Origin of the sequence: Bradyrhizobium glycinis, from assembly GCF_016031655.1 — a bacterium.
Taxonomy (GTDB): Bacteria; Pseudomonadota; Alphaproteobacteria; order Rhizobiales; family Xanthobacteraceae; genus Bradyrhizobium; species Bradyrhizobium glycinis.
Window position 1 is genome coordinate 314,501 of sequence record NZ_JACCHQ010000002.1, and the last position, 24,381, is coordinate 338,881.

Annotated in this window: 25 protein-coding genes; 12 read left to right on the forward strand and 13 right to left on the reverse strand. The window is 64.6% G+C overall.

Going from position 1 to position 24,381, the window contains the following annotated elements; genetic code table 11:
* Positions 1 to 338 precede the first annotated feature (338 nt).
* Positions 339 to 1,907: an autotransporter outer membrane beta-barrel domain-containing protein gene (locus HZZ16_RS05745; RefSeq protein ID WP_197947540.1), complete on the forward strand. Its 1,569-nt coding sequence runs from the start codon at positions 339 to 341 to the stop codon at positions 1,905 to 1,907.
* Positions 1,908 to 2,102: 195 nt separating this feature from the next.
* Here the strand turns inward: HZZ16_RS05745 and HZZ16_RS05750 are convergent, their stop codons facing one another.
* Together HZZ16_RS05750 and HZZ16_RS05755 are read right to left on the reverse strand one after the other, a co-directional pair.
* Positions 2,103 to 2,276 (reverse strand): hypothetical protein, encoded by a 174-nt coding sequence (locus HZZ16_RS05750; protein ID WP_197947541.1) that lies wholly within the window; start codon positions 2,274 to 2,276, stop codon positions 2,103 to 2,105.
* Between the two features lie 121 nt (positions 2,277 to 2,397).
* Positions 2,398 to 2,535: a hypothetical protein gene (locus tag HZZ16_RS05755; RefSeq protein ID WP_197947542.1), complete on the reverse strand. Its 138-nt coding sequence runs from the start codon at positions 2,533 to 2,535 to the stop codon at positions 2,398 to 2,400.
* Positions 2,536 to 2,696: 161 nt separating this feature from the next.
* On the opposite strand from HZZ16_RS05755, the gene HZZ16_RS05760 reads away from it, so the two are divergent.
* Together HZZ16_RS05760 and HZZ16_RS05765 are read left to right on the forward strand one after the other, a co-directional pair.
* Positions 2,697 to 4,217, forward strand: coding sequence for a CYTH and CHAD domain-containing protein (locus tag HZZ16_RS05760; protein WP_197947543.1), 1,521 nt, complete (start codon positions 2,697 to 2,699; stop codon positions 4,215 to 4,217).
* Between the two features lie 10 nt (positions 4,218 to 4,227).
* Positions 4,228 to 4,608 (forward strand): avidin/streptavidin family protein, encoded by a 381-nt coding sequence (locus HZZ16_RS05765; protein ID WP_210342359.1) that lies wholly within the window; start codon positions 4,228 to 4,230, stop codon positions 4,606 to 4,608.
* Positions 4,609 to 4,667: 59 nt separating this feature from the next.
* Here the strand turns inward: HZZ16_RS05765 and HZZ16_RS05770 are convergent, their stop codons facing one another.
* The 3 genes from HZZ16_RS05770 to HZZ16_RS05780 all read right to left on the reverse strand — a co-directional run bounded on the left by HZZ16_RS05770 (position 4,668) and on the right by HZZ16_RS05780 (position 6,823).
* Positions 4,668 to 4,853, reverse strand: coding sequence for a hypothetical protein (locus HZZ16_RS05770; RefSeq protein ID WP_197947544.1), 186 nt, complete (start codon positions 4,851 to 4,853; stop codon positions 4,668 to 4,670).
* Positions 4,854 to 5,026: 173 nt separating this feature from the next.
* Positions 5,027 to 5,257, reverse strand: a complete 231-nt coding sequence (locus tag HZZ16_RS05775) for a hypothetical protein (protein ID WP_197947545.1) — start codon at positions 5,255 to 5,257, stop codon at positions 5,027 to 5,029.
* Between the two features lie 126 nt (positions 5,258 to 5,383).
* Positions 5,384 to 6,823, reverse strand: a complete 1,440-nt coding sequence (locus tag HZZ16_RS05780; RefSeq protein ID WP_197947546.1) for a TAXI family TRAP transporter solute-binding subunit — start codon at positions 6,821 to 6,823, stop codon at positions 5,384 to 5,386.
* Positions 6,824 to 7,061: 238 nt separating this feature from the next.
* Between HZZ16_RS05780 and HZZ16_RS05785 the strand changes: the two genes are divergently transcribed.
* From HZZ16_RS05785 to HZZ16_RS05800, 4 genes are all read left to right on the forward strand, one after another.
* The gene (locus HZZ16_RS05785) at positions 7,062 to 8,303 is read left to right on the forward strand and encodes an MFS transporter (protein ID WP_197947547.1); all 1,242 of its coding nucleotides are present in this window, start codon (positions 7,062 to 7,064) and stop codon (positions 8,301 to 8,303) included.
* Positions 8,304 to 8,370: 67 nt separating this feature from the next.
* Positions 8,371 to 9,564, forward strand: coding sequence for a M20/M25/M40 family metallo-hydrolase (locus tag HZZ16_RS05790; RefSeq protein WP_197947548.1), 1,194 nt, complete (start codon positions 8,371 to 8,373; stop codon positions 9,562 to 9,564).
* A gap of 143 nt (positions 9,565 to 9,707) precedes the next feature.
* Positions 9,708 to 10,796 (forward strand): mandelate racemase/muconate lactonizing enzyme family protein, encoded by a 1,089-nt coding sequence (locus HZZ16_RS05795; protein ID WP_197947549.1) that lies wholly within the window; start codon positions 9,708 to 9,710, stop codon positions 10,794 to 10,796.
* 190 nt (positions 10,797 to 10,986) lie between these two features.
* On the forward strand, positions 10,987 to 12,135 hold the full coding sequence (locus HZZ16_RS05800; protein ID WP_197947550.1) for an amidohydrolase: 1,149 nt from the start codon (positions 10,987 to 10,989) through the stop codon (positions 12,133 to 12,135).
* Between the two features lies 1 nt (position 12,136).
* Here the strand turns inward: HZZ16_RS05800 and HZZ16_RS05805 are convergent, their stop codons facing one another.
* Positions 12,137 to 12,352: a hypothetical protein gene (locus HZZ16_RS05805; RefSeq protein ID WP_197947551.1), complete on the reverse strand. Its 216-nt coding sequence runs from the start codon at positions 12,350 to 12,352 to the stop codon at positions 12,137 to 12,139.
* An 87-nt stretch (positions 12,353 to 12,439) separates the two neighbouring features.
* Between HZZ16_RS05805 and HZZ16_RS05810 the strand changes: the two genes are divergently transcribed.
* Complete coding sequence (locus HZZ16_RS05810) at positions 12,440 to 13,162, forward strand: DUF72 domain-containing protein (protein ID WP_197947552.1); 723 nt, start codon at positions 12,440 to 12,442, stop codon at positions 13,160 to 13,162.
* Position 13,163: 1 nt separating this feature from the next.
* Here the strand turns inward: HZZ16_RS05810 and HZZ16_RS05815 are convergent, their stop codons facing one another.
* From HZZ16_RS05815 to HZZ16_RS05835, 5 genes are all read right to left on the reverse strand, one after another.
* Positions 13,164 to 14,351: a CaiB/BaiF CoA transferase family protein gene (locus HZZ16_RS05815; RefSeq protein ID WP_197947553.1), complete on the reverse strand. Its 1,188-nt coding sequence runs from the start codon at positions 14,349 to 14,351 to the stop codon at positions 13,164 to 13,166.
* 127 nt (positions 14,352 to 14,478) lie between these two features.
* Entirely contained in the window at positions 14,479 to 14,649 is a 171-nt protein-coding gene (locus HZZ16_RS05820; protein ID WP_197947730.1) for a DUF2783 domain-containing protein, read from the reverse strand.
* A gap of 22 nt (positions 14,650 to 14,671) precedes the next feature.
* A complete protein-coding gene (locus HZZ16_RS05825; RefSeq protein WP_197947554.1) occupies positions 14,672 to 16,783 on the reverse strand; it encodes a xanthine dehydrogenase family protein molybdopterin-binding subunit in 2,112 nt (703 codons plus the stop codon).
* Positions 16,780 to 17,757 carry an FAD binding domain-containing protein gene (locus HZZ16_RS05830; RefSeq protein ID WP_197947555.1) on the reverse strand — a complete coding sequence of 326 codons (978 nt, stop codon included), beginning with the start codon at positions 17,755 to 17,757 and terminating at the stop codon, positions 16,780 to 16,782. Before HZZ16_RS05830 ends, HZZ16_RS05825 begins: the two co-directional genes overlap by 4 nt.
* Positions 17,758 to 17,759: 2 nt before the next feature.
* Positions 17,760 to 18,386 (reverse strand): (2Fe-2S)-binding protein, encoded by a 627-nt coding sequence (locus tag HZZ16_RS05835; protein WP_376707550.1) that lies wholly within the window; start codon positions 18,384 to 18,386, stop codon positions 17,760 to 17,762.
* Positions 18,387 to 18,818: 432 nt separating this feature from the next.
* On the opposite strand from HZZ16_RS05835, the gene HZZ16_RS05840 reads away from it, so the two are divergent.
* The 4 genes from HZZ16_RS05840 (at position 18,819) to ftsH (ending at position 22,886) form a co-directional block, all read left to right on the forward strand.
* Positions 18,819 to 19,643, forward strand: a complete 825-nt coding sequence (locus HZZ16_RS05840) for an AraC family transcriptional regulator (RefSeq protein ID WP_197947557.1) — start codon at positions 18,819 to 18,821, stop codon at positions 19,641 to 19,643.
* A 259-nt stretch (positions 19,644 to 19,902) separates the two neighbouring features.
* Entirely contained in the window at positions 19,903 to 20,145 is a 243-nt protein-coding gene (locus HZZ16_RS05845) for a hypothetical protein (RefSeq protein WP_197947558.1), read from the forward strand.
* Between the two features lie 380 nt (positions 20,146 to 20,525).
* Positions 20,526 to 20,807, forward strand: coding sequence for a hypothetical protein (locus tag HZZ16_RS05850; RefSeq protein WP_197947559.1), 282 nt, complete (start codon positions 20,526 to 20,528; stop codon positions 20,805 to 20,807).
* A gap of 237 nt (positions 20,808 to 21,044) precedes the next feature.
* Positions 21,045 to 22,886, forward strand: a complete 1,842-nt coding sequence (gene ftsH, locus HZZ16_RS05855) for an ATP-dependent zinc metalloprotease FtsH (protein ID WP_197947560.1) — start codon at positions 21,045 to 21,047, stop codon at positions 22,884 to 22,886.
* Between the two features lie 420 nt (positions 22,887 to 23,306).
* Here the strand turns inward: ftsH and HZZ16_RS05860 are convergent, their stop codons facing one another.
* On the reverse strand, positions 23,307 to 23,615 hold the full coding sequence (locus HZZ16_RS05860; RefSeq protein WP_197947561.1) for a hypothetical protein: 309 nt from the start codon (positions 23,613 to 23,615) through the stop codon (positions 23,307 to 23,309).
* Positions 23,616 to 23,670: 55 nt separating this feature from the next.
* Complete coding sequence (locus tag HZZ16_RS05865; protein ID WP_197947562.1) at positions 23,671 to 24,354, reverse strand: GntR family transcriptional regulator; 684 nt, start codon at positions 24,352 to 24,354, stop codon at positions 23,671 to 23,673.
* Positions 24,355 to 24,381 lie beyond the last annotated feature (27 nt).

Below are 24,381 nucleotides of genomic sequence, written 5' to 3' on the forward strand. Positions count from 1 at the left end.
GCGTGTACTCATAAAGGCGCAGACGTTGCTTTTGGAGTCTAAGCAGATATTTTCTGCTCAATCAGAGTATTGCCGGTTTTGACCCTTAGCAGACCAACGAAGACTCGAAGCTTTCTTTGGTTCGTTTGCGAGACATTGCCGCTCTACTATCCCACAGAGCGCACAGGCTCCGTGAAGCTGCAATGCTCCCTAAGCGGCGGATCGGCGCTAGAGCCGTAGCTGTTCTGTCGGGGCTCGCTCTGAAGTTGATCTTTGTCAACTTACCCCCTCCCTTTTGAGAGTACTACTTGGCCCCCTCACGCGGGGGGGGGCGACTAGAATGAGGGAGGAGCTTGCCGATGTTCAAGCGCGTTCCGTTTACTCCCGGAGATCTACGCAATCATCATTTCGGCACCGATGACACCCTCGTGGGTCAACCCGTGACCACAAATGTTTTGATTGGCGATGCGGGTGGCAGCATGTTCGATTTCGCCAAAGGCGGCAACGATACCATCTTCGGAGGATCATTTAACGCCGTCAACTTCGGTTACGGCGACGCGGTCCGCAGCATGTTCGACCACAGTAAAGGTGGAAACGACGTCTTCACGGGCGGCGGCAATCCACCCGGAGGTGGTTCCACGTCCAACACCTTCTACGGTGATGCGGGCGACAACATGTTCGACCACAGTAAAGGAGGCAACGATACCTTCAGTAGTGGCTTGTTTTCCGGCAGTAAATTCTACGGCGATGCCGGGGGCGGACTTTTTGATTTTGCGCAAGGCGGCTCCGACACGTTCACGCCAATCGAAGTATTTGCAAGCACTATCGCTTACGGCGACGCCGGCACCCACATGTCGGGCCACAGTAAAGGGGGCAATGATAGCTTCACGGGGGGCTCCATTTCCAGCAACACCTTCTATGGCGACGCTGGCGGCAACATGAGCGGCCACAGTCAAGGCGGCGACGATACTTTCACAGGGGACATTAGCTTCTTTGGCGGATTGGAGAACTCCACCAACTCCTTTTACGGTGACGCGGGTGGCAACATGACCGGGCACAGCAAAGGTGGCGATGACACTTTTGCCGTCCTGGCTCTCAGCGGAGTGTTCAACACGTTCTACGGCGACGCGGGCGGAAACATGTCTGGCCACGCTCAGGGCGGCAACGATATCTTCAAGGCCAGCGGCTCCTTCACAACCAGCGCCTTCACGACGGGCATTGATCTTGTCAACACTTTCTATGGTGACGCGGGCGGCAAGATGTCCGGTTCTAGCCGCGGGGGCGATGACGTGGCCGTGCTGTCGGAAATCATCGGCCAACTCGGTAAGCAGGCGGTCAATGAAGCCAGCGGCGACGCTCTTAGCATCTCCGGCCATGCTGCGGGCGGCAACGACGCCCTAAACGGCGGCGACACTTCCGGCGACGGAAGCATCGATAACGTCCTCCAGGGCGACGCGCGCGACATGTCCGGTTGCGCTCGGGGCGGCAACGATGTTCTGATTGGTGGCGACAACAACAGCGGCAGTGGTCAGCTTAACAACTTTCTATACGGGGACGCGCAATCCCTCAACGATTCCAGCAGGGGCGGCAGCGACATCCTGATCGCCGGGACCGCGGCACCGGGTTGCGCCGTCAAGAATGTTCTATGGGGTGACGGGTTATTGGCAGGTGGCGCTAAGGGCGGCAATGATCGATTCGTGTTCAAGGACGATGGTCCGATGACGATCGGAACCAACAACACCATCGAAGACTTCAGCCAGCGCCAGCATGACCGTATCGAGTTTATTGATGTGGAGGGCGTAGAGTCATTCCGCGATCTCGTCATCGTCCAAAGCGGAACTGATACCGTCATTACTGCAGGAACGGATCAAGTCACTCTGCACAACTTCACCAGCGTACTGACAGCCCACGACTTCCTATTCGCCTGAAAAGCCCCCATTACGTTAGGTCGACCCGGTTGGTTCACTATGACCATGCTTGCTGGCTCAACTTGCCGATGTCCGGTCGTGGCCTCTTCTCGGACCTCGCGCATTGTCAGCTCCTCCGCCGCTGTCGGGGAATAAGCGGACATCGCGCGGATTTATGAGTACACGCCCTAAACCAGACGTGCCGCAGCCATAGAGCTAGGGCGGTGTATTCGCCGGACACAATCTGCAGCCCACTGCGTTCAGCGCTTCAGTGATTTGCTTGGCCAGAGGCTTGGCTTCTTCAGTTCCGATTTGAGCGATGGAAAGGCCCTTGAAGAACGCGCAAACCGTCGTCGCGACGATGGTATTAACCTGGTGCGGATCAACCATTTGGTGCACGTTGGCGGAACTCGCCTCGGAGGCACGAACCGAACGCGTGAGAGTGCGAACGCGCCAGAAAAGCGGGCGTCTCGAACGATAACCGCAGGGAAAAGCCACGACAGGCCTGCGCTCAATCCGAGGCGGTCCTCGCCGAATCGACCCGACTGGTGCGGCCGCCGTCGCCGGTATCCAGACGATAGAGCGCGGCGGACCCGACGGCGAGAACGAGCGCGATGACGAGGATCGCGATTGCATTCATGCGGCTCAATGGAGTCCTCCTTCGCTTCGTGGGACGCTGCATCTCAATCAAGCGTGCGCACGCCGTGTTCCGTGAAGTTTCCATGACCAGTCGTCCGGGTTGGAATGCGCGCGGCGCCGGAACTTCCCGCGCCGGCGCACTTTGAGTTCGGAAAGTGTGGAAGACCTCTCATGACCGCAGAAACGGAACTGAAATTCCGCCTTGCGCCGCGCAAATCGGCGTCGGTATTGCGGAACGGCAGTTTGAGCGGGCGGCGCTCCGACCAGTCCGAGCGATCGCTCGTGTCGACCTACTTCGATACCAACAGGCACAAGCTGATGCGCCACGGCATGACGTTGCGCGTCCGCAAGATCGAGGGCCGCTACGTGCAAACCGTAAAGGCAGACGGCACGGGCGGCGTGACGCGCGGCGAATGGGAGCACGAGGTTTCCGATGCAAAGCCCGACCTCGGGATGACCGCGAATACGCCGCTTCGGCAGCTCGCGACCGCAAAGCTTCCCCGCAAGCTGAAGCCGGTTTTCCAGACCGATATTCATCGCACGACGCGGGCGCAACGGGTCCGGAACAGCGAGATCGAACTCGCGGTCGACCGAGGCCGGATCAGCGCCGGGCGCCGGTCACGCCCGGTCGCCGAGCTGGAGCTGGAACTGAAGTCGGGACGGATCGCGGACCTGTTCCGGCTGGCGCGCAAGCTCGAACGCAGCACGGGCGCCGAGCTCGATCTGCGCTCGAAGGCCGAACGAGGCTACCAGCTCGTCGCGGGAGACGGCGACGGCGCGCAGCACGCCGAGCCGATCGCACTGAAGGGCGAACTCTCGCCGCGCGAGGCGTTCCGCGTCGTCGCACATTCGACGCTGCGCCACGTCACAGCGAATGCGGATCCCGTACGTGACATGGACGCCGAAGGCGTCCATCAGATGCGTGTCGGCCTGCGGCGGCTGCGTGCGGCCATCTCGCTGTTCGCCGACATTCTGCCGCGTGCGAGCACCGCGCGGATCAAGACCGAGCTGAAATGGCTCACGGGCGAACTGGCGCCGGCGCGTGAAATCGACGTGTTCCTGAACGAGAGCATCCAGCCGATCACCGATCAGGACGTGCCCCGACGCGGCGCCCGCGCGATCCGCACGAGATTCGCCGCGCAACGGCAGGCGGCATTCGAGCGCGCACGCGAAGCGGTCACGTCGGCGCGTTACCGCCGCCTGCTGATCGACGTGATCGAGTGGATCGAGGGCGGACGGCCTCACACCGATGATGACGGCACGATCGCCGCGTACGCCGCGGAGATGCTCGATCGGCGCATCAGGAAGGCCCGCAAGCAGGGCAAGCGCCTCAACGAGCTCGATCCGATGCAGCGCCACAAGCTTCGGATCAGGATCAAGAAGATTCGCTACGCCGTGGATTTTTTCGAGAGCCTCTACAGCGATGGCGACCGGAAGGAGCTCGCAGCCCTGTCCGATCGGCTGAAGCGGATTCAATCCGCGCTGGGATCGCTGAACGACTTCATGGCGCACCGCGAGCTGGCAGCGGAGGCTGCACTGACGGCGCCACCTGCGCACCGCCGCGCCCAGGCTTTCGCAGCGGGCATCATCGTCGGTGCGGAACGCAAGGCCGCGGACGGGCTGATGAAGGACGCAGCAAAGGAGCTGCATCGATTGCGCCGGCTGCGCGCCGAGCCAAATGGACGCGCCTAGGAGAACCAACATGGGAACCGATGTGGTCTGGATAGGCAATTGGCGAAATCAATTCGGTTCTGTGTTGCGCATCACTGACGATGCGAACGGCCGCATCGAGGGCAGCTTCGAGACCGCGCTCGAAGACAGCGGCTTCTACGGACAAGCGATGCCGATCACCGGGCTTCACAGCGGCAATTGCATCGCCTTCGTCGCGGTGGGCTCGTCGGCGACGGGGGACCGGGCCGTCTCCTATACCGGACTGCTGCGTCACGGCAAGATGGAGACCGCCTGGTTCGTGATCGCAGACCAGGCGCTGAGTGCGTCCAGGGAGGGCGAACCTGCGCAGCCGAAACCGGTGAACTGGTGGCGCGCCGTGACGACGAATGTCGACACGTTCGAGCGGAGCTGAGGCGCGACGAAATTGAGCTCGGTCGGCGGTCGGATTCACCTCTCCCCCAGCGGGTGCGGCTAGCGGGAGCCCTTGATCTCCAAATCCACAGGGACAACCTGCAGCCCAGCTGCGTTCAGCGCTTCAGTGATCTGCTTGGCCAGCAGCTTGGCTTCTTCAGTTCCGATTTGAGCGTCGGGAGCGTCCTTGAAGAACGCGCAAACCGTCGTCGCTATGATGATATTGACCTGGTGCGGATCAACCATTTGGTGCACGCCAAGCTGCAAACGACTTCATCGGGTGGGCGGTGCGTCAGCCTGCAGGACCGTGGCGGTCATCGCAAGCCGAAGAACGAAAGAATGGCGGCGATCACGACGATGAGCCCTATGAGGTAGATCAGACCGTTCATCGCAATTCTCCTTGATTTAACGGCTTTGATTCATTCGAGAGAAGTCTGCCCGTCCTGGGCACGACACTGCTGGGCGGCCAGTCTTTCGAGCTCCACTTCCTTCTCGATGGCCGCCAGAGAGTTGCCGATCTTGTCGACGATCCTGACCAGATCGGCATTGGAGATGCGAAGCCGCCTGCGTACGGACTTGACCTGCTCGGCGCTCGCAAGATCGAGCGTTGTGCGAATGGGCCGTGGTGGTCTCGAGGACAGCATGATCACGTCTCCTTAGCGAGGTAAGAGAGACGATGTCTGTTTTGTTCCTACGTCCACCGGCGGAAGCCCTCGACAGCGAAGGCGGGTATGCCGAGGCGGCTGTTGCAACCGTCGCGCGCACCGCGGAGGCATCTAAGACACTTGTCCCCGCGGCGTAGCGCCATGGCTCGCGACCGCGCCGCGGACCGTTTCGAGCGTGGTCCGTTGCAATGCGGCTCGCCTCTCGGCGATGGCATTGCTCAAGAGGTCGAGCACCAGTCCGAAGGCAGCGAGCTCCTCTTGCTCGATCGCGCCGTCATCATAGCATTCGAGCGTCTCGGCGATGATGGTATCGGCCTCGCGCTGCAATGCTACGAGCTCCTGATTGGATTCCGCGATCCTTGCGCTGGAAACCATGGCCATGATTCTGTTGCGATGGCTGGTGTTGTCGTCCCTCTCGTCGCGGTTCAGATAGCGGCGCAACCAAGCGGCGGCGGAGCCGATCCCGGAGAGAAGCAGGAGCCCGAACCAGAAATAGTCGCCATACCGGTCGAGAAACGTGCGTTCGTTGCCGTCGATGACGGCTGCCGCGCCCCGGTGGACCTGCAGCTCGCCGTCCTTTTCGAGGTCGGGCTTGGTGATGTGTGCCGCGCCTGAGACCTGCCTCGCGACCGCCTGTCGAACGGCAAAGAGCTGGCGGAAAAACGCGGCAACCGTCGCTTCCGGCAAGCTCTTTCTCGCCACGATCAGATGGCTGACGCTGACAGTCTCAACCTTGTCACCTGGCCAAGCCGGATCGGCATTGAAGACGCTGGGCGGAATCTCCTCCGATTCATACCGGGGATGCTTGATCGCGATCGCTTCCGATGCCTCGATGGCGAGAAACTTCGGCTCGCCGCGCACCCGCGCCGTTGCGGCGACGGCATCGGATGTGATCTTGCTGTCGAGCGGCCCGACCGCCATGAAGGCATCGAGGGTGAGATCGCGCGCGAGCTCCTCGATCTGGTCGGTGCCGAACTGCGCCACGGCGACCTTGTCGGGCTGGACTCCGGAGGCGCTCAGGATGACGCGCAGCAACGCGGGATTCACCGGCGTCCGCCCGATCACGCCGACGCGGCGCCCGGCGAGATCGGCGACCTCCTTGATCTTCGGCGATGGCTTTCGTTTCGAGCCCTTGCCCGCAAGCCCGGAGGGCGCCCAGAGCACGACGAAGTTCTTGCGCACGACGGCGACGGTCTGCGCCTCGGCGGGCATTTCCAGATCACCGCGGCCGACGGCGAGGTCGGCCTTGCCAGCACCAAGCTGGGCGAGAGCCTCCACCGCCCCGGCAGTCTTGATCAGAGTGAGCCTCGTCGTTCGGCTTTCGCTGGCGAACGCATCGGCCATTGCCTCAATGACTTTGGCATCGTCGCTGCCGGCCGGCCCAACCGCGACCCGCAAAACGTCCGGCCGTAACGCATAGTAGAGTGCACCCGCAGCGGCGCCAAAGATGAGAAATCCAACGGCGAGGGCGAGCAGGAGGGAATTGCTCCTTCTCCGCTCTCGGCGGGCCGCGTCACTGGTCGTCTGACTTGGACTCTCGGACGAAGACATTGCCGCTGCTACCACAGATCAAACGCTTCCTGCAGGATACCACGTTTTCCCGGCCATAACGTCGTGGCGGCTGGCCTGGTTCATACCCATTCGCGGCCTGATCGGCTGCCAGCCGGGCATGCCGGTGCCGTGATCCGGAGAAGCCACATTCCGGCATGAGGAGGTCGCGCTGCCGCCATTGGCACCCGCACCCGCGATCATGTATCCCAGCAAAAAACCTCCTCGGGACGGGACCCCCATGACCACGACCGCCGACAACGCGGGCACTGCCACCCGCGCGCTGATCTTCGCGCTGGTCGCGCTCGCCTGCGGCCACATGCTGTCGACCTTGCTGCGCACCATTCCGGCGGTGAGCCTCGACCTGATGGCGGCGGATTTCCACATCGAGCCGCAGGCGCTGGCGAGCCTCACGTCGGTCTATCACTTCGCCTTTGCGGCCTCGCAAATCCCGGTCGGCGCGGCGATGGATCGCTTCGGCGTGCGGCCGGTGTCGCTCGGCTTGCTGGCGGGAACCGTGTTCGGCGCGGTGGCCTCGGGGTTTGCGACGGGACCTGAGAGCTTCGCCGTCGGGCAGCTGCTGCTCGGCGTCGCCACATCGGGCATGCTGATGTGCCCGATGACGCTCGCAGCCAAGCAATTGTCGGCGGCGCGATTCGGATTGTGGTCGGGCGCCATTCTCTCGATCGGCAATGTCGGCATGCTGCTGTCGGCGAGCCCGCTCGCTTTCGTGATCGACACGTACGGCTGGCGCGCCGGCTTCTGGATCTCCGCGATCGGCGGCATCCTCGTCGCGCTCGCGGTGTTCGTGCTGGTGCCGCACCAGCCGGCCGAGCACAAGGACTCGTCCTCGCCGCTGTCGCAGATGATCGATGTGGTCAGGCTCGGCCTGTCGCGGCCGCTGCGCGGCGTGATCGCGCTGGCGATGGTGTCGCTGGCGAGCACGCTGGTGCTGCGCGGCCTTTGGGGCGGACCCTGGCTGATGGAGATCAAGGGCCTGACGCGGGTCGAGGCCGGCAACCAGCTCGGCGCCTTCACGCTGGCAATGATCGCAGGCCCGCTGCTGGTCGGCATGATCGACCGCAGGCTCGGCCGCCGCCGCGAACTGGTCGCCGGCACGCACTCGGTCGCAGCGCTGCTGCTCGCGCTGATGGCGCTGGGAGCGCCGCACTTTGCGGTTGCATGGCTGTTCGGCGTGACCGTCATGCCGCCGTCCTACGATCTGGCATTGTTCGTGCTCATCGGGCTTTTCACCTCCGCGCAGCCGCTGCTGTTCGGCATGTCCAGGCAACTCGTCGATGCGCAGGTCGCCGGCAAGGCGCTTGCCGCCGTCAATCTCGCCTTCTTTCTCGGCACCGCGCTGATGCAGTCCGTCACTGGCGCGGTGGCGGCGCTCGCGGGGCTGCCGGCGGTGCTGCTGTTCATGGCGGCGGCGCTGGCGCTCGGCGTGCTGATTTTCTTGATCTACACGCAGCGCGTCTGAGCCCCTTGCGAAATGCGGAAGCGCAGGAGATGCTGCGCCGCCATCCGCATCAGGGGAATTCGAGTCCATGCCTGTCGACACCAAAGCCGCCACCGATCGTCTCATGCGCTTCCTCGCTGTGGAGGGCGTCACCGGACAGGAGGCGGCGATCGGGCGGGAGCTCACGGCCGCGCTGAAGGAGAGCGGCGTGCCAGCCAACGCGATCCGGCTCGACGACGCCAACACGCGCATTCCGGTGCCGACCGAGACCGGCAACCTCATCGTCGACCTGCCCGGCCGCGGCGCGTTGCACAACCAGCCGCGGATCATGTTCATGACCCACATGGACACGGTGCCTCTCTGCGCCGGTGCGAAGCCAAAGCTGTCGGGCCGCAAGATCGTCAACGAGGCCAGGACTGCGCTCGGCGGCGACAATCGCTGCGGCTGCGGCGTGCTGGTGACGCTGGCGGCCGAGCTCGAAAAGCAGAAGCTCGATCATCCGCCGATCACGCTGTTGTTCTGCGTCCGCGAGGAGAGCGGTCTCTACGGTGCGCGCCACGTCAAGCTCGACGAGCTCGGCAAGCCGGTGATGGCGTTCAACTATGATGGGGGCTCGGCCTCCAATGTCGTGATCGGGGCCGTCGGCGCCGATCGCTGGACCGTCGAGATCTTCGGCCGCGCCTCGCATGCCGGCGTCGCACCCGAGCGCGGCATCTCCTCGACCATGATCATGGCGCTGGCGCTTGCCGACGTGAGGGCCGGCGGCTGGTTCGGCAAGGTGGTGAAGGGCAAGAAGCAAGGCACCAGCAATGTCGGCCCCGTCACCGGCGGCGAAGGCCGCCCCGCGGGCGATGCCACCAACGTCGTCACCGACTACGTCCATGTGCGCGGCGAGAGCCGCAGCCACGACGGAAAGTTCTTCAAGGAGATCACCAAGGCCTACAAGGCCGCGTTCGAGAAGGCGGCCAAGAAGGTCACCAACGCGCAAGGCAAGTCCGGCAAGGTCAAGTTCAAGGCCGAGACCGACTATTATCCGTTCCGCATGAAGGAGACTCTGCCTGTGGTCAAACGCGCGATCGAGGCGGTGTCTGCGGTGGGCGGAACCCCGAACGTGCGCGCCGCCAATGGCGGCTTAGACGCCAACTGGATGGTCCGCCACGGCGTTCCGACCGTGACCTTCGGTGCCGGCCAGAACGAGGCGCACACGGTGGACGAATGGATCAATCTCGACGAATACGACCGCGCCTGCGCGCTGGCGGTGCAGCTGGCGACGATGCGGTGAGTTGGGTTGTAGGGTGGGTTAGCGCCAGCGTAACCCACCACCATATCCATCCACGGCAACAGAAGAGGTGGGTTACGCCAGCGTTTGCGCTTCGCGCAATCGCTAGCTAACCCACCCTACGAAGATAAAAACAGGGAGGCCACATGCCGCGCATCGCGAACATCGAGACCGGGCTCTACCGGATCCCCCTCCCCATCACGCTGTCGGACTCCACGCATGGCGACATGACGGCGTTCGAGCTGATCACCTGCCGCATCCGTGATGCCGATGGCGCCGAGGGCGTCGGCTACACCTATACGGTCGGGCGCAACGGCGGGGCTGTGGCCGACATTCTCAAGCGCGAGATCCCGCCGCTGGTCGAGGGGCGCGAGGCCGACGACACCGAGGCGATCTGGCATCATGTCTGGTGGGGGCTGCATTATGGCGGCCGCGGCGGGCCGGCGGTGCTGGCGCTCTCGGCACTCGACATCGCGCTGTGGGACTTGAAGGCGCGGCGCGCCAAGCTGCCGCTGTACCGCCTGCTCGGCGGCTTCGACGCGCACGTGCCGTGCTATGCCGGCGGCATCGACCTCGATCTCTCGGTCGATGCGCTGCTCAAGCAGACCGACGGCAACCTCGCCAAGGGATTTCGCGCCATCAAGATGAAGGTGGGCCGGCCCGATCTCAAGTCGGATGTCGCGCGCATCTCCGCGATGCGGCAGCATCTCGGCGACGGCTTTCCGCTGATGGCGGATGCCAACATGAAATGGACGGTCGAGGAGGCGATCCGCGCCGCGCGTGCTTTCGTTCCATACGACCTCACCTGGCTGGAGGAGCCGATCATTCCCGACGACGTCGCCGGCCATGTGCGCATCATGCAGGCCGGCGGCGTGCCGATCGCGGCGGGCGAGAATCTGCGCTCGCTGTGGGAATTCAAGAACTACATCGCTGGTGGCGCGGTGTCCTATCCCGAGCCCGACGTCACCAATTGCGGCGGCGTCAGTGCGTTCATGAAGATCGCGCGGCTGGCGGAAGCGTTCAACCTGCCGGTCACCAGCCATGGCGCGCACGACGTCACCGTGCACCTGCTCGCGGCCTGCCCGAACCGCTCCTATCTGGAGGCGCACGGATTCGGGCTCGACAAATACATCGAGCATCCGCTGGTGCTGAAGGACGGGCTGGCGCTGGCGCCCGACAGGCCCGGGCATGGGATCGGGTTCGATTGGAAGGGGCTGGCGAAGCTGGCGGGGTAGGGCACCCGTCATGCCCGGGCTTGTCCCTTGCATCCACGTTCTTTTCAGCTGCGAAGCAAGACGTGGATGGCCGGGTCAAGCCCGGCCATGACGATGTGGCTGCACGCGAGGCATTCCAAGGCGCGGGGTGCACGACGGTGATAATCCTTTATGGTGACGGCAACCGACACCTTGCGAAAGATCCCCCGCCTTGTCCCCCGAACTGCACCAGAAACTGACCGCGTGGCGCCGGCACCTGCATGCGCATCCCGAACTGTCGCTCCAGGAAAAAGCCACCGCCGCCTTCGTGCAGGACAAGCTCACCGAGCTCGGCATTCCCTTCGAGGCCAATATCGGCGGGCACGGAATCGTCGCGACCCTGACGCGCGGCCATGCGCAAAGGCGGGTCGGCCTGCGCGCCGACATGGATGCACTGCCGATCACCGAGGACACCGGCCTGCCCTACGCTTCGAAGACATCGGGCGTGATGCATGCGTGCGGCCATGACGGCCATACCGCCTCGCTGCTGGGCGCAGCAGTGCTGCTCGCCACTGATGCCAATTGGAGCGGCACGGTCGATTTCATCTTCCAGCCGGCCGAGGAAGGCTTTGGCGGCTCGCGGGCGATGGTCGCGGCCGGGCTGTTCGACCGTTTTCCGATGGAGCGGATCTTCGGCTTCCACAACTGGCCAGGCCTTGCCGCCGGCACCATCGCCGTGCACGACGGCGTCGTCATGGCCTCCGGCGGGCGCATCACCATCACGATCGAGGGCCACGCCGGGCACGCCGGCATGCCGCATCTGACGCGCGATCCGGTGGTGGCGGCCGGGCACCTCATCGTTGCGCTGCAGTCGGTTACCTCGCGCAGCGTCGATCCGCTCGACACCGCCGTGCTGTCGCTGTGCACGATCGAAGGCGGCACCGCGCCGAACCAGATCGCCGGACGCGTCACCATCCGCGGCACGCTGCGCTACCATCGCGAGGCGGTCAAGGACATCATCCTCGACGGCATCGAGCGCACCTGCGCCGGAATCGCGACCAGCTTCGGCGTCAAGGTCACGCCCGAGATCGTCTGGGGTGTCGGCGTCGTGATCAACACGCCCGATGAGGCCGACCTCGCCCGCATGGCCGCGGAGAAGGTGCAGGCGCCGGTGCGGCGCGATCTCGCGCCCAGCATGGCCGGCGAGGATTTTGCCCATTACCTGCAGCAGCGGCCGGGCGCCTTCGTCTGGATCGGCAATGGCGAGTTGCGCGATGGCGCCGAGCTGCACGGTCCGCGCTACGATTTCAACGACGCGATCCTGCCCGTCGCCTCGCACTGGATGGCCGAAGTGGCCAAGGCGGCGCTGGCGACGAATTAGCTCAGGAGATTTCCCGCGGCAGCTTCCAGTCCGGCCGCGGCGCGAATGTCTCCTCCACGCGCTCGACGTGATATCCGGCAGGCAGAATGTGGCCGCCCTCCTCGTCCGCAACGGGCACGTCGGTCACGAGGCCCTCGATCAAGGCGGCTTCCCACACCTCCTTCTCGGTCGGAAAGGGATTGCCGATCTGCTTGTTGCCTTCGAACAGCGCGTACATCGGTTCCGGTCCTCGTTGATGCTGACGAGAAACGTATCGGCCGCACGGACGTTCCCCCCGGCACATGGCAACGATGGCACGTGAGACATGGCGCGCGTTCTGATCGGAACATCGGGCTGGCACTACGCCTCCTGGCGCGGCCCGTTCTTTCCCGAGGGCGTGACGCTGAAGCAGCAGCTCAGCTACTATGCCGGGCAGTTCGACACCACGGAGCTGAACGGGGTGTTCTACCGCACGCCGACGCCGGAGGCGGTGACGGGTTGGCGGGAGCAGACCGGGCGCGATTTCGTGTTCGCCTGGAAGGCCTCCAAATTCATCACGCACTGGAAGCGCCTGTCGGACCGCTCCGTCAACAGCCTCGAGCTGCTCGAGGACCGCATATCCAGGCTCGGCGGCAAGGCCGGCCCGATCCTGTTCCAGCTGCCGCCGCAATTCGAGGCGAACGCGGACCGGCTCGCGTCGTTCTTCAAGCTGCTGTCACGAAAGCGGCGCTACAGCTTCGAATTCCGACATCCGAGCTGGTATCAGCCGCGCATCCTGCGGATGCTGGCGGAGGAGAACATCTCGCTGTGCCTGTCCGACCATCACGATGCGCCGGCGCCGTGGAAACGCACCGCGGATTTCGTCTATGTGCGCGGACACGGGCCGGGCGGGCGCTATCACGGGCATTATACGAAGGCTACTCTGGCGCAATGGGCCAAGCGCATCAAGTCGTGGAAGCGGCAGGGCTGTGACGTCTACGTCTATTTCGACAACGACCAGAAGAGCGCGGCACCCGCCGATGCCAAGGCGCTGAAGCAGCTGCTGTGATCTAGATGATGCCGCCTTGCCGAAGCGCCGCGATCTCGTCCGCACCATAGCCGAGGTCGGCGAGGACGCGATCGGTGTGCTCGCCGAGCGTCGGAGGGCGGCTTGCTATCTCGCCGGGCGTTTCCGACAGCCGCACCGCGGCGCGGGCAACCGGTGCCTGCTTCGGCAGGCCCGGATAGCCGACGTCCTGCATGAAGCCGGCGGCGCGAATGTGCGGATGATCCAGCGCCTGCTGCGGCGAGAGCACGGGGCCGGTCGGGATCATCGCCTGGCCCAGCGTGTCGACGGCCTCCTGCGTGGTGCGCTCGGCGCACCAGCGCGCCATCCGCTCGCTGATGATGCGACCGTTGTTGCCGCGACTGATGTCATCGGCAAAGCGCGGATCGTTCAGCCACAGCTCCTCCTCGCCCATCAGCCGCGCCCAGCGCTTGAACAGCGGATGACCGGTGACCTGGCACAGCACCCAGCCGTCCCTGGTGCGGTAGATGTCGGCGGGCGCAGCGGTCTGGCCGAGATTGCCCGTCGGCACGCGGTTGACGTCGATGACGGCTTGCTCGATCAGCGTGGCATTGGTGAAGGACAAAGCGGTTGCGAGCAGCGCGCCCTCGACGATCTGCCCGCGCCCGGATTTGCCGCGCTCGATCAGCGCGGCGAGCGTGCCGAAGGCGCAGTGCAGCGCGGTGCCGAAATCGACCCAGTTCACCGCGGCCCGGTACGGCGGATCGCCGGTGCCCGTCATGTACACCGAGCCCGACATCACCTGGCCGACGCCATCGAAGCCGACGCGGTCGGACCACGGGCCCGGCCCGCCGAACGCGGTCGCCGTGGTCAGGATGATGTCCGGCTTGATTGCCTTCAGCGAGTCGTAATCGAGCTTCATCGCGCGCAGCGTCTGCGGCGGCAGGTTGGCGACCACGACGTCCGCGGTCGCGATCAGGCGGCGCATCACCTCCTGGCCTTCCGCCTTCATCGGATCGAGCGTGATGCCCTTCTTGTTGCGATTGATCTGGAGGAACAGCGCGCCCTCGCCGCCTTCACCCACCGGCGCGACGAACCGATCCTCGCTGCCGTCGCGCTTCTCGACGCGGATGACCTCGGCCCCGAACTCGGCCAGCAAGGTCGCACAATAGGGCCCTGCGATATAGCGCCCGAAATCGAGCACGCGCACGCCCTCCAAGACTCCTCCCATCGCACCCTTCCCTGTTGTTTCCTGCAGATTACAGGGACTAGCTGCCGCGGCAAGATCGCGGCAGGCATGGGCCTAGGCAGCCGGCACAGCCGGCGTCGCCGTCTCTCGCGAGGCGAAATTCCATGACTCAGCCGCCGCCTGCGGGGGCGCAGCCGATCGCCTCGGTGAGCACCTTGCGGTCGCCGATGTGATTGGCGAGAATGAGGATCAGCCGCGCGTTCATGCGCAATGCCTGCTCCTCGTCGAGATCGCGCTGGCCGTTGATCAGCTCGGCGTAGAAGCCGTCATGCGGAGGCAGATCGCCGAGTCTGAGCCCAGCACTAAGCGGTCAGCACGTCTTCGATCCGGATCGGGAGGGCGCGAACGCGCTTGCCGGTCGCATGAAACACGGCGTTGGCGATCGCGGGGGCGATACCCACCAGGGCGATTTCGCCCAAACCCTTGACCCCGAGTTGATTGACGTGCGGATCCGCCTCCTCGACGAAGTGCGCCTCGAGCTGCAGAATGTCCAGGTTGACCGGCATCAGGTAGTCCGCCATGTGAGCGTTGACCGGGCGGCCGTCGCGAGCATCGAGGACGGTGCGCTCCATGAGCGCCATGCCGATGCCGCCGACCATGCCGCCGGTGCACTGGCTGCGGGCGAGGCGCGGATTGACGACGCGGCCGATGCCATAGGCGCCCACCGCGCGACGGACGCGGATCGTGCCGACGTCGGGATCCACGGCGATCTCGACGAAGACCGCGCCGAAGGAGTGCATCGAGAATCTTTCGGCGGCCTGGGGATCCCGCTGGGATGAGGCCGTGGCTTCGATCGGTCGATCGGTCCGACCCTTCGCGGCCTCTTCGCGCACAGCAATGCAGGCGGCGCGGATCGCGGAGCCGACCGAGGCCATGGTCCACGAGCCGCCATGAGACGGTGCGGGCGGATAGTCCGAGCGACCGAGGCTGAAGCGCACCCGCTCGACGGGAAGACCGAGGGTCTCGGCCGCGACCTGCGTCATGGACGTATAGGTGCCCGGGCCCATGTCGCTGGCCGCGATCTCGACCTCGGCGGTGCCGTCCGGCAGCAGTCGCGCACGCGCGGTGGCCGGCGCGTGAAAGGCGGGATAGCTTGCGGAAGCAACGCCCATCCCGACCAGCAGCCGGCCGTCACGCATCGAGCGCGGTTCGGGCGTACGCCGCGCCCAGCCGAAATGTTCGGCCCCAAGGTCGTAGCACCTCATCAGCGACCGACTCGAGAAGGGCTTGTTTTCTCCCTCGTCGATTGCCGGCTCGTTGCGGCGCCGCAGATCGATCGGATCAAGGCGGAGCTTGTAGGCCAACTCATCCATGGCGCATTCGAGAGCAAACACACCGCTCGCCTCGCCGGGACCACGCATGTGGTTTGGCGTGCCGGTATCGACCGGCACCAGGCGGTAGCGCGTCCGCACGTTCGGACAGGAGTAGAGGAAGGTCGTGACCGAGGTCAGGGCCTCCATGAACTCCTCGTAGCGGCTCGTCTCGCCCGTGCCTTCGTGAACGACGCTGGTCAGCTTGCCGTCTGCGGTGGCGCCGAGAGCGATTCTTTGCACCGTGCGCGGCCGGTGTCCGGTCGTGAAGAACATCTGCTTGCGTGTCAGCACGAGCTTGACGGGGCGCCGAACGTGCTGGGCAGCCATGGCCGCGAGCGTCACATGCGGCCAGGTCCTGAGCGAGGTGCCGAAAGCGCCGCCGATGAACGGGCAAATCACCGTGACGTTCTCAAGCGGCAGACCGAAGATGGCCGCGATCTCGGCCTGCTCGTTGACGACGAACTGACTCTTGCTCCAAAGGGTCAGGCGGTCGCCGTTCCAGCTGGCAATCGTCGCATGCGGCTCCATCGGATTATGGTTCTCGCGCGCGATGTCGTACGTCTCGTCGACCTTCACCGGCGATTCGGCGAGCGCGCGGTCGGCGTCGCCGCGCGCTTTGTCGGCCGGAAGCCGGGCATCCGGCTGCCTGCCCGCCTCCGGCACGATGGGACGGGCTTCGGGACCGGCGGAATCGACGACCGGCCGCTCGGCATTGTAGGAGACGCGCAGCGCCGCGGCGGCGCGCTCCGCCTGCGCGATGGTCGTGGCAACGACGACCGCCACCGGCTGGCCGTGGAAGCGTATGCGCTCGTCCTGCAGCACGTGCAGCCGCTCGCCTGTCGCCGGATCAATGTAGCTCTTGTGCTGCCCGTACGCCAGGCGCGGCGCGTTGAGGTGCGAGAGAACGGCGAGAATGCCCGGCATCTTCTCGATTGCAGCGCTGTCCATGCCGGTCACGCGGCCGAGTCCCACGGTCGCGCTGACGATGACCGCATAGGCCTGGCCCGGCTGATTGAAATCGGCTGCATACCGGGCGGCGCCCGTGACCTTGGCGCGGCCATCCACGCGAGCCAGCGGCCGTCCGATGATGGCCATCGTCATGCGATTCCTCCCGTCATCTCGAAGGCGCGGACGATCGTCCGCGGCAGGAGTTCGAGCTTGTAGCGATTGCCGGAAAGCGGAAGCGCTCCTTCCAAGGCCAATCTGGCGGCCGCCTCGAACACCTTCCGATCCGGCACCTTGCCGATCAGCGCCGATTCCACGGCGCGCATTCGCCACGGTCGGGTGCCGACCCCGCCAACCGCGAGCCGCGCGCCGCGGATCACACCGTCCGCAACGTCGAGGGCCGCTGCCGCGGAGACCAGCGCAAATTCATATGACGCGCGGTCACGCACCTTGAGATAGCGCCCCCGGCGGCCAACCGGTCCTCCGGGTACCCGCACCTCGACGATGAGCTCGCCCGGCAGAAGCGTGTGCTCAAGATGGGGAGTATCGCCGGGCAAGCGAAACAGCTCCTCGACCAGGAAAGTGCGCTCGCCCTTCGGACCCACGACCCTCATCGTGGCGTCGAGTGCGACCAGCGTGACCGCGACGTCCGAGGGGTGCGTTGCCACGCAGTGATCGCTGGTGCCGAGAATGGCGTGGCCGGCATTGAGGCCGCCGAGCGCGGCGCAACCGGAGAGAGGGCTGCGCTTGTTGCAGGCTGCGTCCAGCATCCGGAAATAGGGGCATCGCACGCGCTGGAGCAGGTTGCCACCGATGGAGGCCATGTTGCGCAGTTGCGGCGAGGCTCCTTCGATCAGGCTCTCGGCGACCATCGGGTGGAGGCGCTGGACGTCGGGATGGGCGGCCACGTCGGCCATCCGCGCGAGCGCGCCGATGACGAGATCGGATCGGTCGACGCGGATCTCGGAAAGCGGAAGCGCGTTGATGTCGACGAGCTGCTGCGGCTGCTCCACCTCGTCGCGCATGAGATCAATCAACGTCGTCCCGCCTGCGATGAGTCGGCGTCCGGAGGACGCGGCGGCGATGGCGGCTTCGACGGACCTCACCTTCTCGATCGTGAACGGGAGCATGGTCAAACCCTCTTGGCAGCGTCGGCAACGGCGGCGACGATCCCGGGATACGCCCCGCAGCGACAGATGTTGCCGCTCATCCAGAACCGAATGTCGTCCGGCGAGCCGGCATGTCCTTCGGCGATGCAGCCGACGGCCGACATGATCTGCCCCGGGGTACAGAAGCCGCATTGCAAGCCGTCGTGCTCGACGAACGCGCTCTGGAGCGGATGAAGCTCGCCATTCTTCTCCAGACCCTCAATCGTCTCGACTGTGGCCCCGTCATGCATCGCAGCCAGCGTCAGACACGACACGACGCGCCTGCCGTTGAGGAGGATAGTGCAAGCGCCGCAGGCGCCCTGATTGCAGCCCTTCTTCGTGCCGGTGAGACCAAGATCTTCGCGCAGGACGTCGAGCAGGGATTGCCGCGTATCCAGGTCGAGCTCGTGCCGCACCCCGTTCACTGCCAGACGAACCCGTGCCGTTGGCGCGGATGGACTACCTTCGGATGTCGATTGCGCGGCAACTTGGGGCACGACCGCCATGGACGCCGCTCCCCCGACGGTCAGCAGAACCGAACGACGCGATACTCCTCCCTGCGTGCTTTCGGTCTCAGCACAGCCGGCGGCGAACGGCTCTTGGTTTGTCATGGTGGTCGGAATCCCCTCGGATGATCCGGCCCAGTAGGCCATGATCCCGGCGGACGCACCGTTCCGATATTGCGGCGACCATCGCAATCTTGCGACGAAGTGCCTCTCGCCTCTCGCGGCCGCCCCAGCTGTGAGGGGTAGACTGGGCGCAATGAATCAAGCCCGCCCCTCGCGCAATGTTGCCATCGGAGTTGCCTCGATAACCGCGATGTCAATCATGATCACTATTTGTGCAATCGGCCAGACATTGCGACATTTCGGGACCACCAGCTTCCATTCCCCGCAATGTCGTGAAATATTGGTATCGATAAGGCGCCGGTCACGGGTGCGGTCAAATATTGCGTAACCAAAGCGATGCCTGATCCGGTACACACACGAGAACGAAATCCTTTCCAGTCGATGATCCGGCTGCTATCGGAGGCACCCCCGCCTTTGGCACCCATCCAGCTAAAGTGCGGCACTCAACTCACTCATCGTTTTGTTCGCGGCACGCGTTACGGCTATGCCCCAGGCATGCCCGGACACCTTGTCGGCACCTATTATGGTGAGCCTCAGCACAGTGCATGGACGGTTGAGCGACGGCGGCTCTCTGCCCCGCTGCGGCCGAATTCCATCACTGTGATTCCCGATCGGCATGATGGAGATTGGGAAGTTGAAGGACCGCTACACGTCTCCCATGTCTATCTCACCAACGAACGACTAGAGCATTGCCGAACACTCATCGGTGGACGAGGCAATGTAGAGCTGATGCCACGCGTCGGCAGCGAAGACGCTGTGACCTCGCAGATTCTCGCGATCCTCAGCAATCCCGACGTCATTGTCGATCCTTCGGCAAAGTTGCTGGTCGATCGCGCGGTCGACCTCCTCTGCATCCAGTTATTGCGTTTGCACAGCGTAGTACAGATGCCGCAAAGCCTCGCCTATGCTCGCGGCGGGCTCGCGCGCTGGCAGCTCAAGCGTGTGACCGATTACATGCTGGCTCATCTCGACAAGCCGATCGGCCTCGACGAACTGGCGTCGCTGGTCGGCCGCAGCCGCTATCATTTCTGCACGGCGTTCCGTCTCTCGACCGGATTGACGCCGCATGTCTGGCTAACTCGGCAACGCATGTTGCTTGCACAACGGCTTCTGAATGATCCAAATCTCTCGATCAGTGAAGTTGCGCTTGCAGTCGGATATTCGACGCCGTCGGCTTTCGCACAGACCTTCCGCAGAATTGTCGGCACGACGCCGCGAAATTTCCGCAGATCCTTGTAGAGTCACATCGGATGTCTGCTTGTGACACTTCTTGAGCATTGGCGAACTGAAGTTCGGTCATCGCCCTTCAGCGAGCCTGATTTGCCCGACCTGAGTTCTTCGCAGTTTGCCCCATTGCAAATCATCGCTCCCCAGCGCTTTTGGAGGAGTGCAATCACAGAACCTGAAGACGGCTTCGATTGATCGCGGCCAGCCCTAAATCGGTAGGAACAAATCCAGCATCGGACGTTTGTTTCTCTTCCATGAAAAGGAGAGCGCGATGAGAAAACTACCGACGATTGCGACTGCTGCTGCGTTGGCTATGACTTCCACGATTGCTTTGGCCCAAGGCGGCGGCGGGGCCGGAAGCCCGGGCGTTGATCGGACCAATAACAGCATGTCGAATGACGCTGGCAAGGGTTCCCCGAAGATGACGACTGGCGCTGGCACCACGTCCAGCAGCAAAGTCAAACGCTCCACCGATCACGGCGACAAGACGGGGGAAAAGCTGCGGGGCCAATAACGGTCTCTGCGAAAGAAGAGGCCGCTCCAGGGCGGCCTCTCCAGTGTGCTTTCCGATCACCCTGTAGAGGGCGCGCCGCGAGAGGGAGAAGGCCGCCGCCGGCGGTCAGACGGACGTCGCGTCGGCCAGCCGATCGATGAGTACAGGCCCCCTGTGGCTCAGCGGCCCCGGCAGCGAAAGCGCCGCCCAACAGTGAGGCGGCAATGATGGCAGCGCACTGCGACCAAAGGTCGGATCCGTGAAGGCTTGCCCGAGACTTGAAGTCGTCATCGCCAATCCTAAGTTCAAGCACTGCCGGGCGCCGCGCCCGGCGAAACCAAACTCATGCAGAGGATCGAGAAGCCCGTGCGTTTCGCGGGCGCGTACCTGAGGGAAGTCACATGAGAAAGCTTGCTCTTGCAATCGCCGCGGCAGCAACGCTCCTCATCGGAACGGTTGCGCCGGCTTCGGCCCATTGGCGGGGCCATCATCATCACTGGGGAGGTCCGGGCATCGGTCCGGCCCTCGCGCTCGGACTGTTCACCGGAGCGCTGGCCGCAGCGGCCGCACCTCCGGTCTATTATGCGCCGGTCTATGGTCCGCCGGGATATTATTACGGACCCCGATATTATCGGACCGTCCGGTATTATCCCGCGGCATACCCTTACTGGTATCCATGGTGAGCTGATGCAAAGGCCCGGCCTGCAACCGGGCCTTATCGCTGCCCGGCATCTCGATCGCCTAAGCACGGCGCATCGCATGCGAGGCGCCTCTCACCGGAAGCGGATCGGGAACCGAGGGCAGCGGGAGACGTTTTGCCCGTAAGATGCAGGTCCGGACGCGCACCGGGCCCGAGCGCGCGCCAAGATGCGCCACGATGTTAGCCCGGCCCGCCTGACGCGATCGGATCTGGTCTTCGCATGAACAAGAACGCCCGTTTCAATCTCGGATATGCCATCGCCGCGATCTTCGCGGTCTTCCTGATTCAGTATCTGATCTCGGCGGCGCACCAGATCGCCGTGATCCCCTACAGCGAATATCAGCAATTGCTGCGTCAGGGGAAAGTCGAGACGGTCGGCATCTCCGACCGCACCTTGCAGGGCACATTGAAGGAAGCGCTGCCCGGCGGCCAGAAGCAATTCGTGACCACGCGCGTCGACCAGGACGTCGCCCAGGAACTCGAGAAGTACAACGTCCGCTTCACCGGGCAGATCGAGAGCACGTTTCTGCGCGACCTGTTGTCGTGGGTCATGCCGGTGCTGCTGTTCTTCGGCATCTGGTGGTACATCGGCCGCCGCATGGCCGAAGGCGGCGGCATCGGCGGCGGGCTGATGGCGATCGGCAAGAGCAAGGCCAAGGTCTACGTCGAATCCGACACCGGCGTCACCTTTGCCGACGTCGCAGGCGTGGACGAGGCCAAGGACGAGCTCCGCGAGGTCGTCGATTTCCTGAAGAATCCGACCGACTATGGTCGCCTCGGCGGCCGCATGCCGAAAGGCGTGCTGCTGGTGGGGCCGCCGGGCACGGGCAAGACCTTGCTCGCCAAGGCCGTGGCCGGCGAGGCCAGAGTGCCGTTCTTCTCGATCTCCGGCTCGGAATTCGTCGAGATGTTCGTCGGCGTCGGTGCGGCACGGGTGCGGGACCTGTTCCAGCAGGCGCACGAAAAGGCGCCGGCCATCATCTTCATCGACGAGCTCGATGCGCTGGGCCGCGCCCGCGGCATCGGCCCCTTCGCCGGCGGCCATGACGAGAAGGAGCAGACGCTCAACCAGCTGCTCGTCGAGCTCGACGGCTTCGATTCGCGCTCCGGGCTCGTCATCCTCGCCGCCACCAACCGGCCCGAAATCCTCGATCCCGCCCTGCTCCGGGCCGGCCGCTTCGACCGGCAGGTGCTGGTCGACCGGCCCGACAAGAAGGGCCGCATCGAGATCCTCAAGGTGCACATGAAGAAGGTGCGCCTCGCCGAGAATGTCGACGCAGACGCCGTCGCCGCGCTCACCCCTGGTTTCACCGGCGCGGATCTCGCCAACCTCGTCAACGAAGCCGCGCTGCTGGCGACGCGCCGCGCCGCCGAGGCGGTGACCATGAGCGATTTCACCAATGCGGTGGAGCGCATGGTCGCAGGGCTGGAAAAGCGCAACCGCCTGCTCAACGCCAAGGAACGCGAGATCGTCGCCTATCACGAGATGGGGCACGCCCTCCTCGCGCTCTCATTGCCGGGGACCGATCCCGTGCACAAGGTCTCGATCATCCCGCGCGGCGTCGGCGCGCTCGGCTACACCATTCAGCGGCCGATCGAAGACCGCTTCCTGATGACCAAGGAGGAGCTGGAGAACAAGATGGCGGTGCTGCTCGGCGGCCGCGCCGCGGAGCTGATCGTGTTCGGGCACTTGTCGACCGGTGCGGCGGACGACCTGCGCCGCGTGACCGACATCGCCCGCAGTATGGTGACGCGTTACGGCATGTCTGAGCGTCTGGGCAGCGTCGCCTATGAGCGCGATCCCGGCAACTTCCTGGCCGGTCCTGACCGTCCCTATCCGACGCGCGAGCGCGATTATGCCGAAGAGACCGCCGCCGCGGTCGACCACGAGGTGAAAACCATCGTCGACCAGGTCTTCCAGCGCACCCAGGGCATCCTGACCACCCGGCGGCCGATCCTGGACCGCGCCGCAAAGAAGCTGCTCGAGAAGGAGACGCTGGAGCAGAGCGACATCGATGCGCTGATCCGGGAGATGCCCAAGGAAGGACTGCGGGCCATCTAGGGCGGAAGGGCTTTAAGTCGAATCGATTGCCGCGGCTTGTTTACCCTCCTGCCTGCGGGGCCCGCTTGCGGGGGAGGGTTGGGGAGAGGGTGTTTTCGCGTCGGGATTGCTCGGGATTGCGGAAGATTTCCCTGCGCGGCGAGAGCCCTCACCCGCCGCGCTCTGCGAGCGCGTCGGCCTCTCCCGCAAGCGGGAGAGGCCGAGCAAACCTGCGGACAATCACAGTGATGTCCATATGCGATTGCCCCGCGCCTGCAGCGGAGGTCGGCTCGAAGGGCCGGGTGAGGGCTTTCTCCGCTTGGGGATTGTCCCATTGCGGAGACACCCTCTCCCCAACCCTCTCCCGCAAGCGGGAGCGCACCTCCCTCTTTGCGGCGATCGAGCCTCATTTCGTCGCGCGCTTGGACTCGGTCCGGGCCCTCACGCAGCGCGCTTGCGCCTGATCTCGGCGGGAAGTTCGATCATCCTCCTGTCCGGTGGCGAACCGTTCGAGATGAGCGGCGCGGGCGCGCCTTCGCCCTTCGGCGCCTCGATCTTCATGCCGGGATCGGTACTTCTGGCGTGCCATTCGATCAGGAGATGGCCAGCCACCAACATCAAGCCGGCGCAAAACAGCGCAAGAGCCGCGCTCACGAGATCACGATAATCATCCATCCCACGAACCAAACATGCGTGCAGCCTCATCGGCGCCTGCGTGGACCAGATTGGAGTGAAGGCTTCGCGTTTCAAGAGCCTGTCTGGAGCATGTCCGCTTCGCTCGGAGAGCAGATCCGAGCGGCCAGCTCTATTTCGCTGTCTCCCTCCTGCCTTCGGCAGGAGACTGGCCGGCAGGTGAAAGGCCGAGGACCATGTCCGAGAATCGTTCGCCCTGCACCAGAACGTGGTCGTGCAGGCGCGTTGCGGCCAATTGCTCGTCGCCGGCGCGGATCGCTTCCAGGATGCCGGCATGCTCCTGCAGCGACTGCAGCAGCCGGTTGCGGGCCCGCAGCTGGATGCGGCGATAGGCGCTCAAGCGCTTGTGCAGGGCGAAGGCCTGGTCGGCCAGGAAGCTGTTGCGGCTGGCGCGGTAGATCGCTTCGTGAAAGTTGCGGTTGTCGGCGTAGTACTGCTCGCTGTCGCCGTTTCGCGCGGCCGTCTCGCAGGCCCGGTGCGCAGCTTCCATCGCCGCATCATTGTCCGGCGTCAGCCGCCGCGCGGCCAGCCGTCCGCAGGCGCTTTCGATCTCCGCCATGGTCTCGAACATCTCGAACAGCCGGGTCGGTGACGGGACGCTGACGATGGCGCCGCGGCGCGGGCGGACATCGATGAAGCCTTCGGCCCCGAGCTGCAGCAGCGCCTCCCGGATGGGCGTCCGCGATACCCCGAATCGCTCCGCCAGCGAGGCTTCGTCCAAGCGGTCGCCGGGCTGAAATTCCCCAGCAATCACAGCGTCTTCGATCGCCTGTTTCAGTCTGAAGGCCTGGCTCATTGTATACACCTTATCGTACGTTTCCAT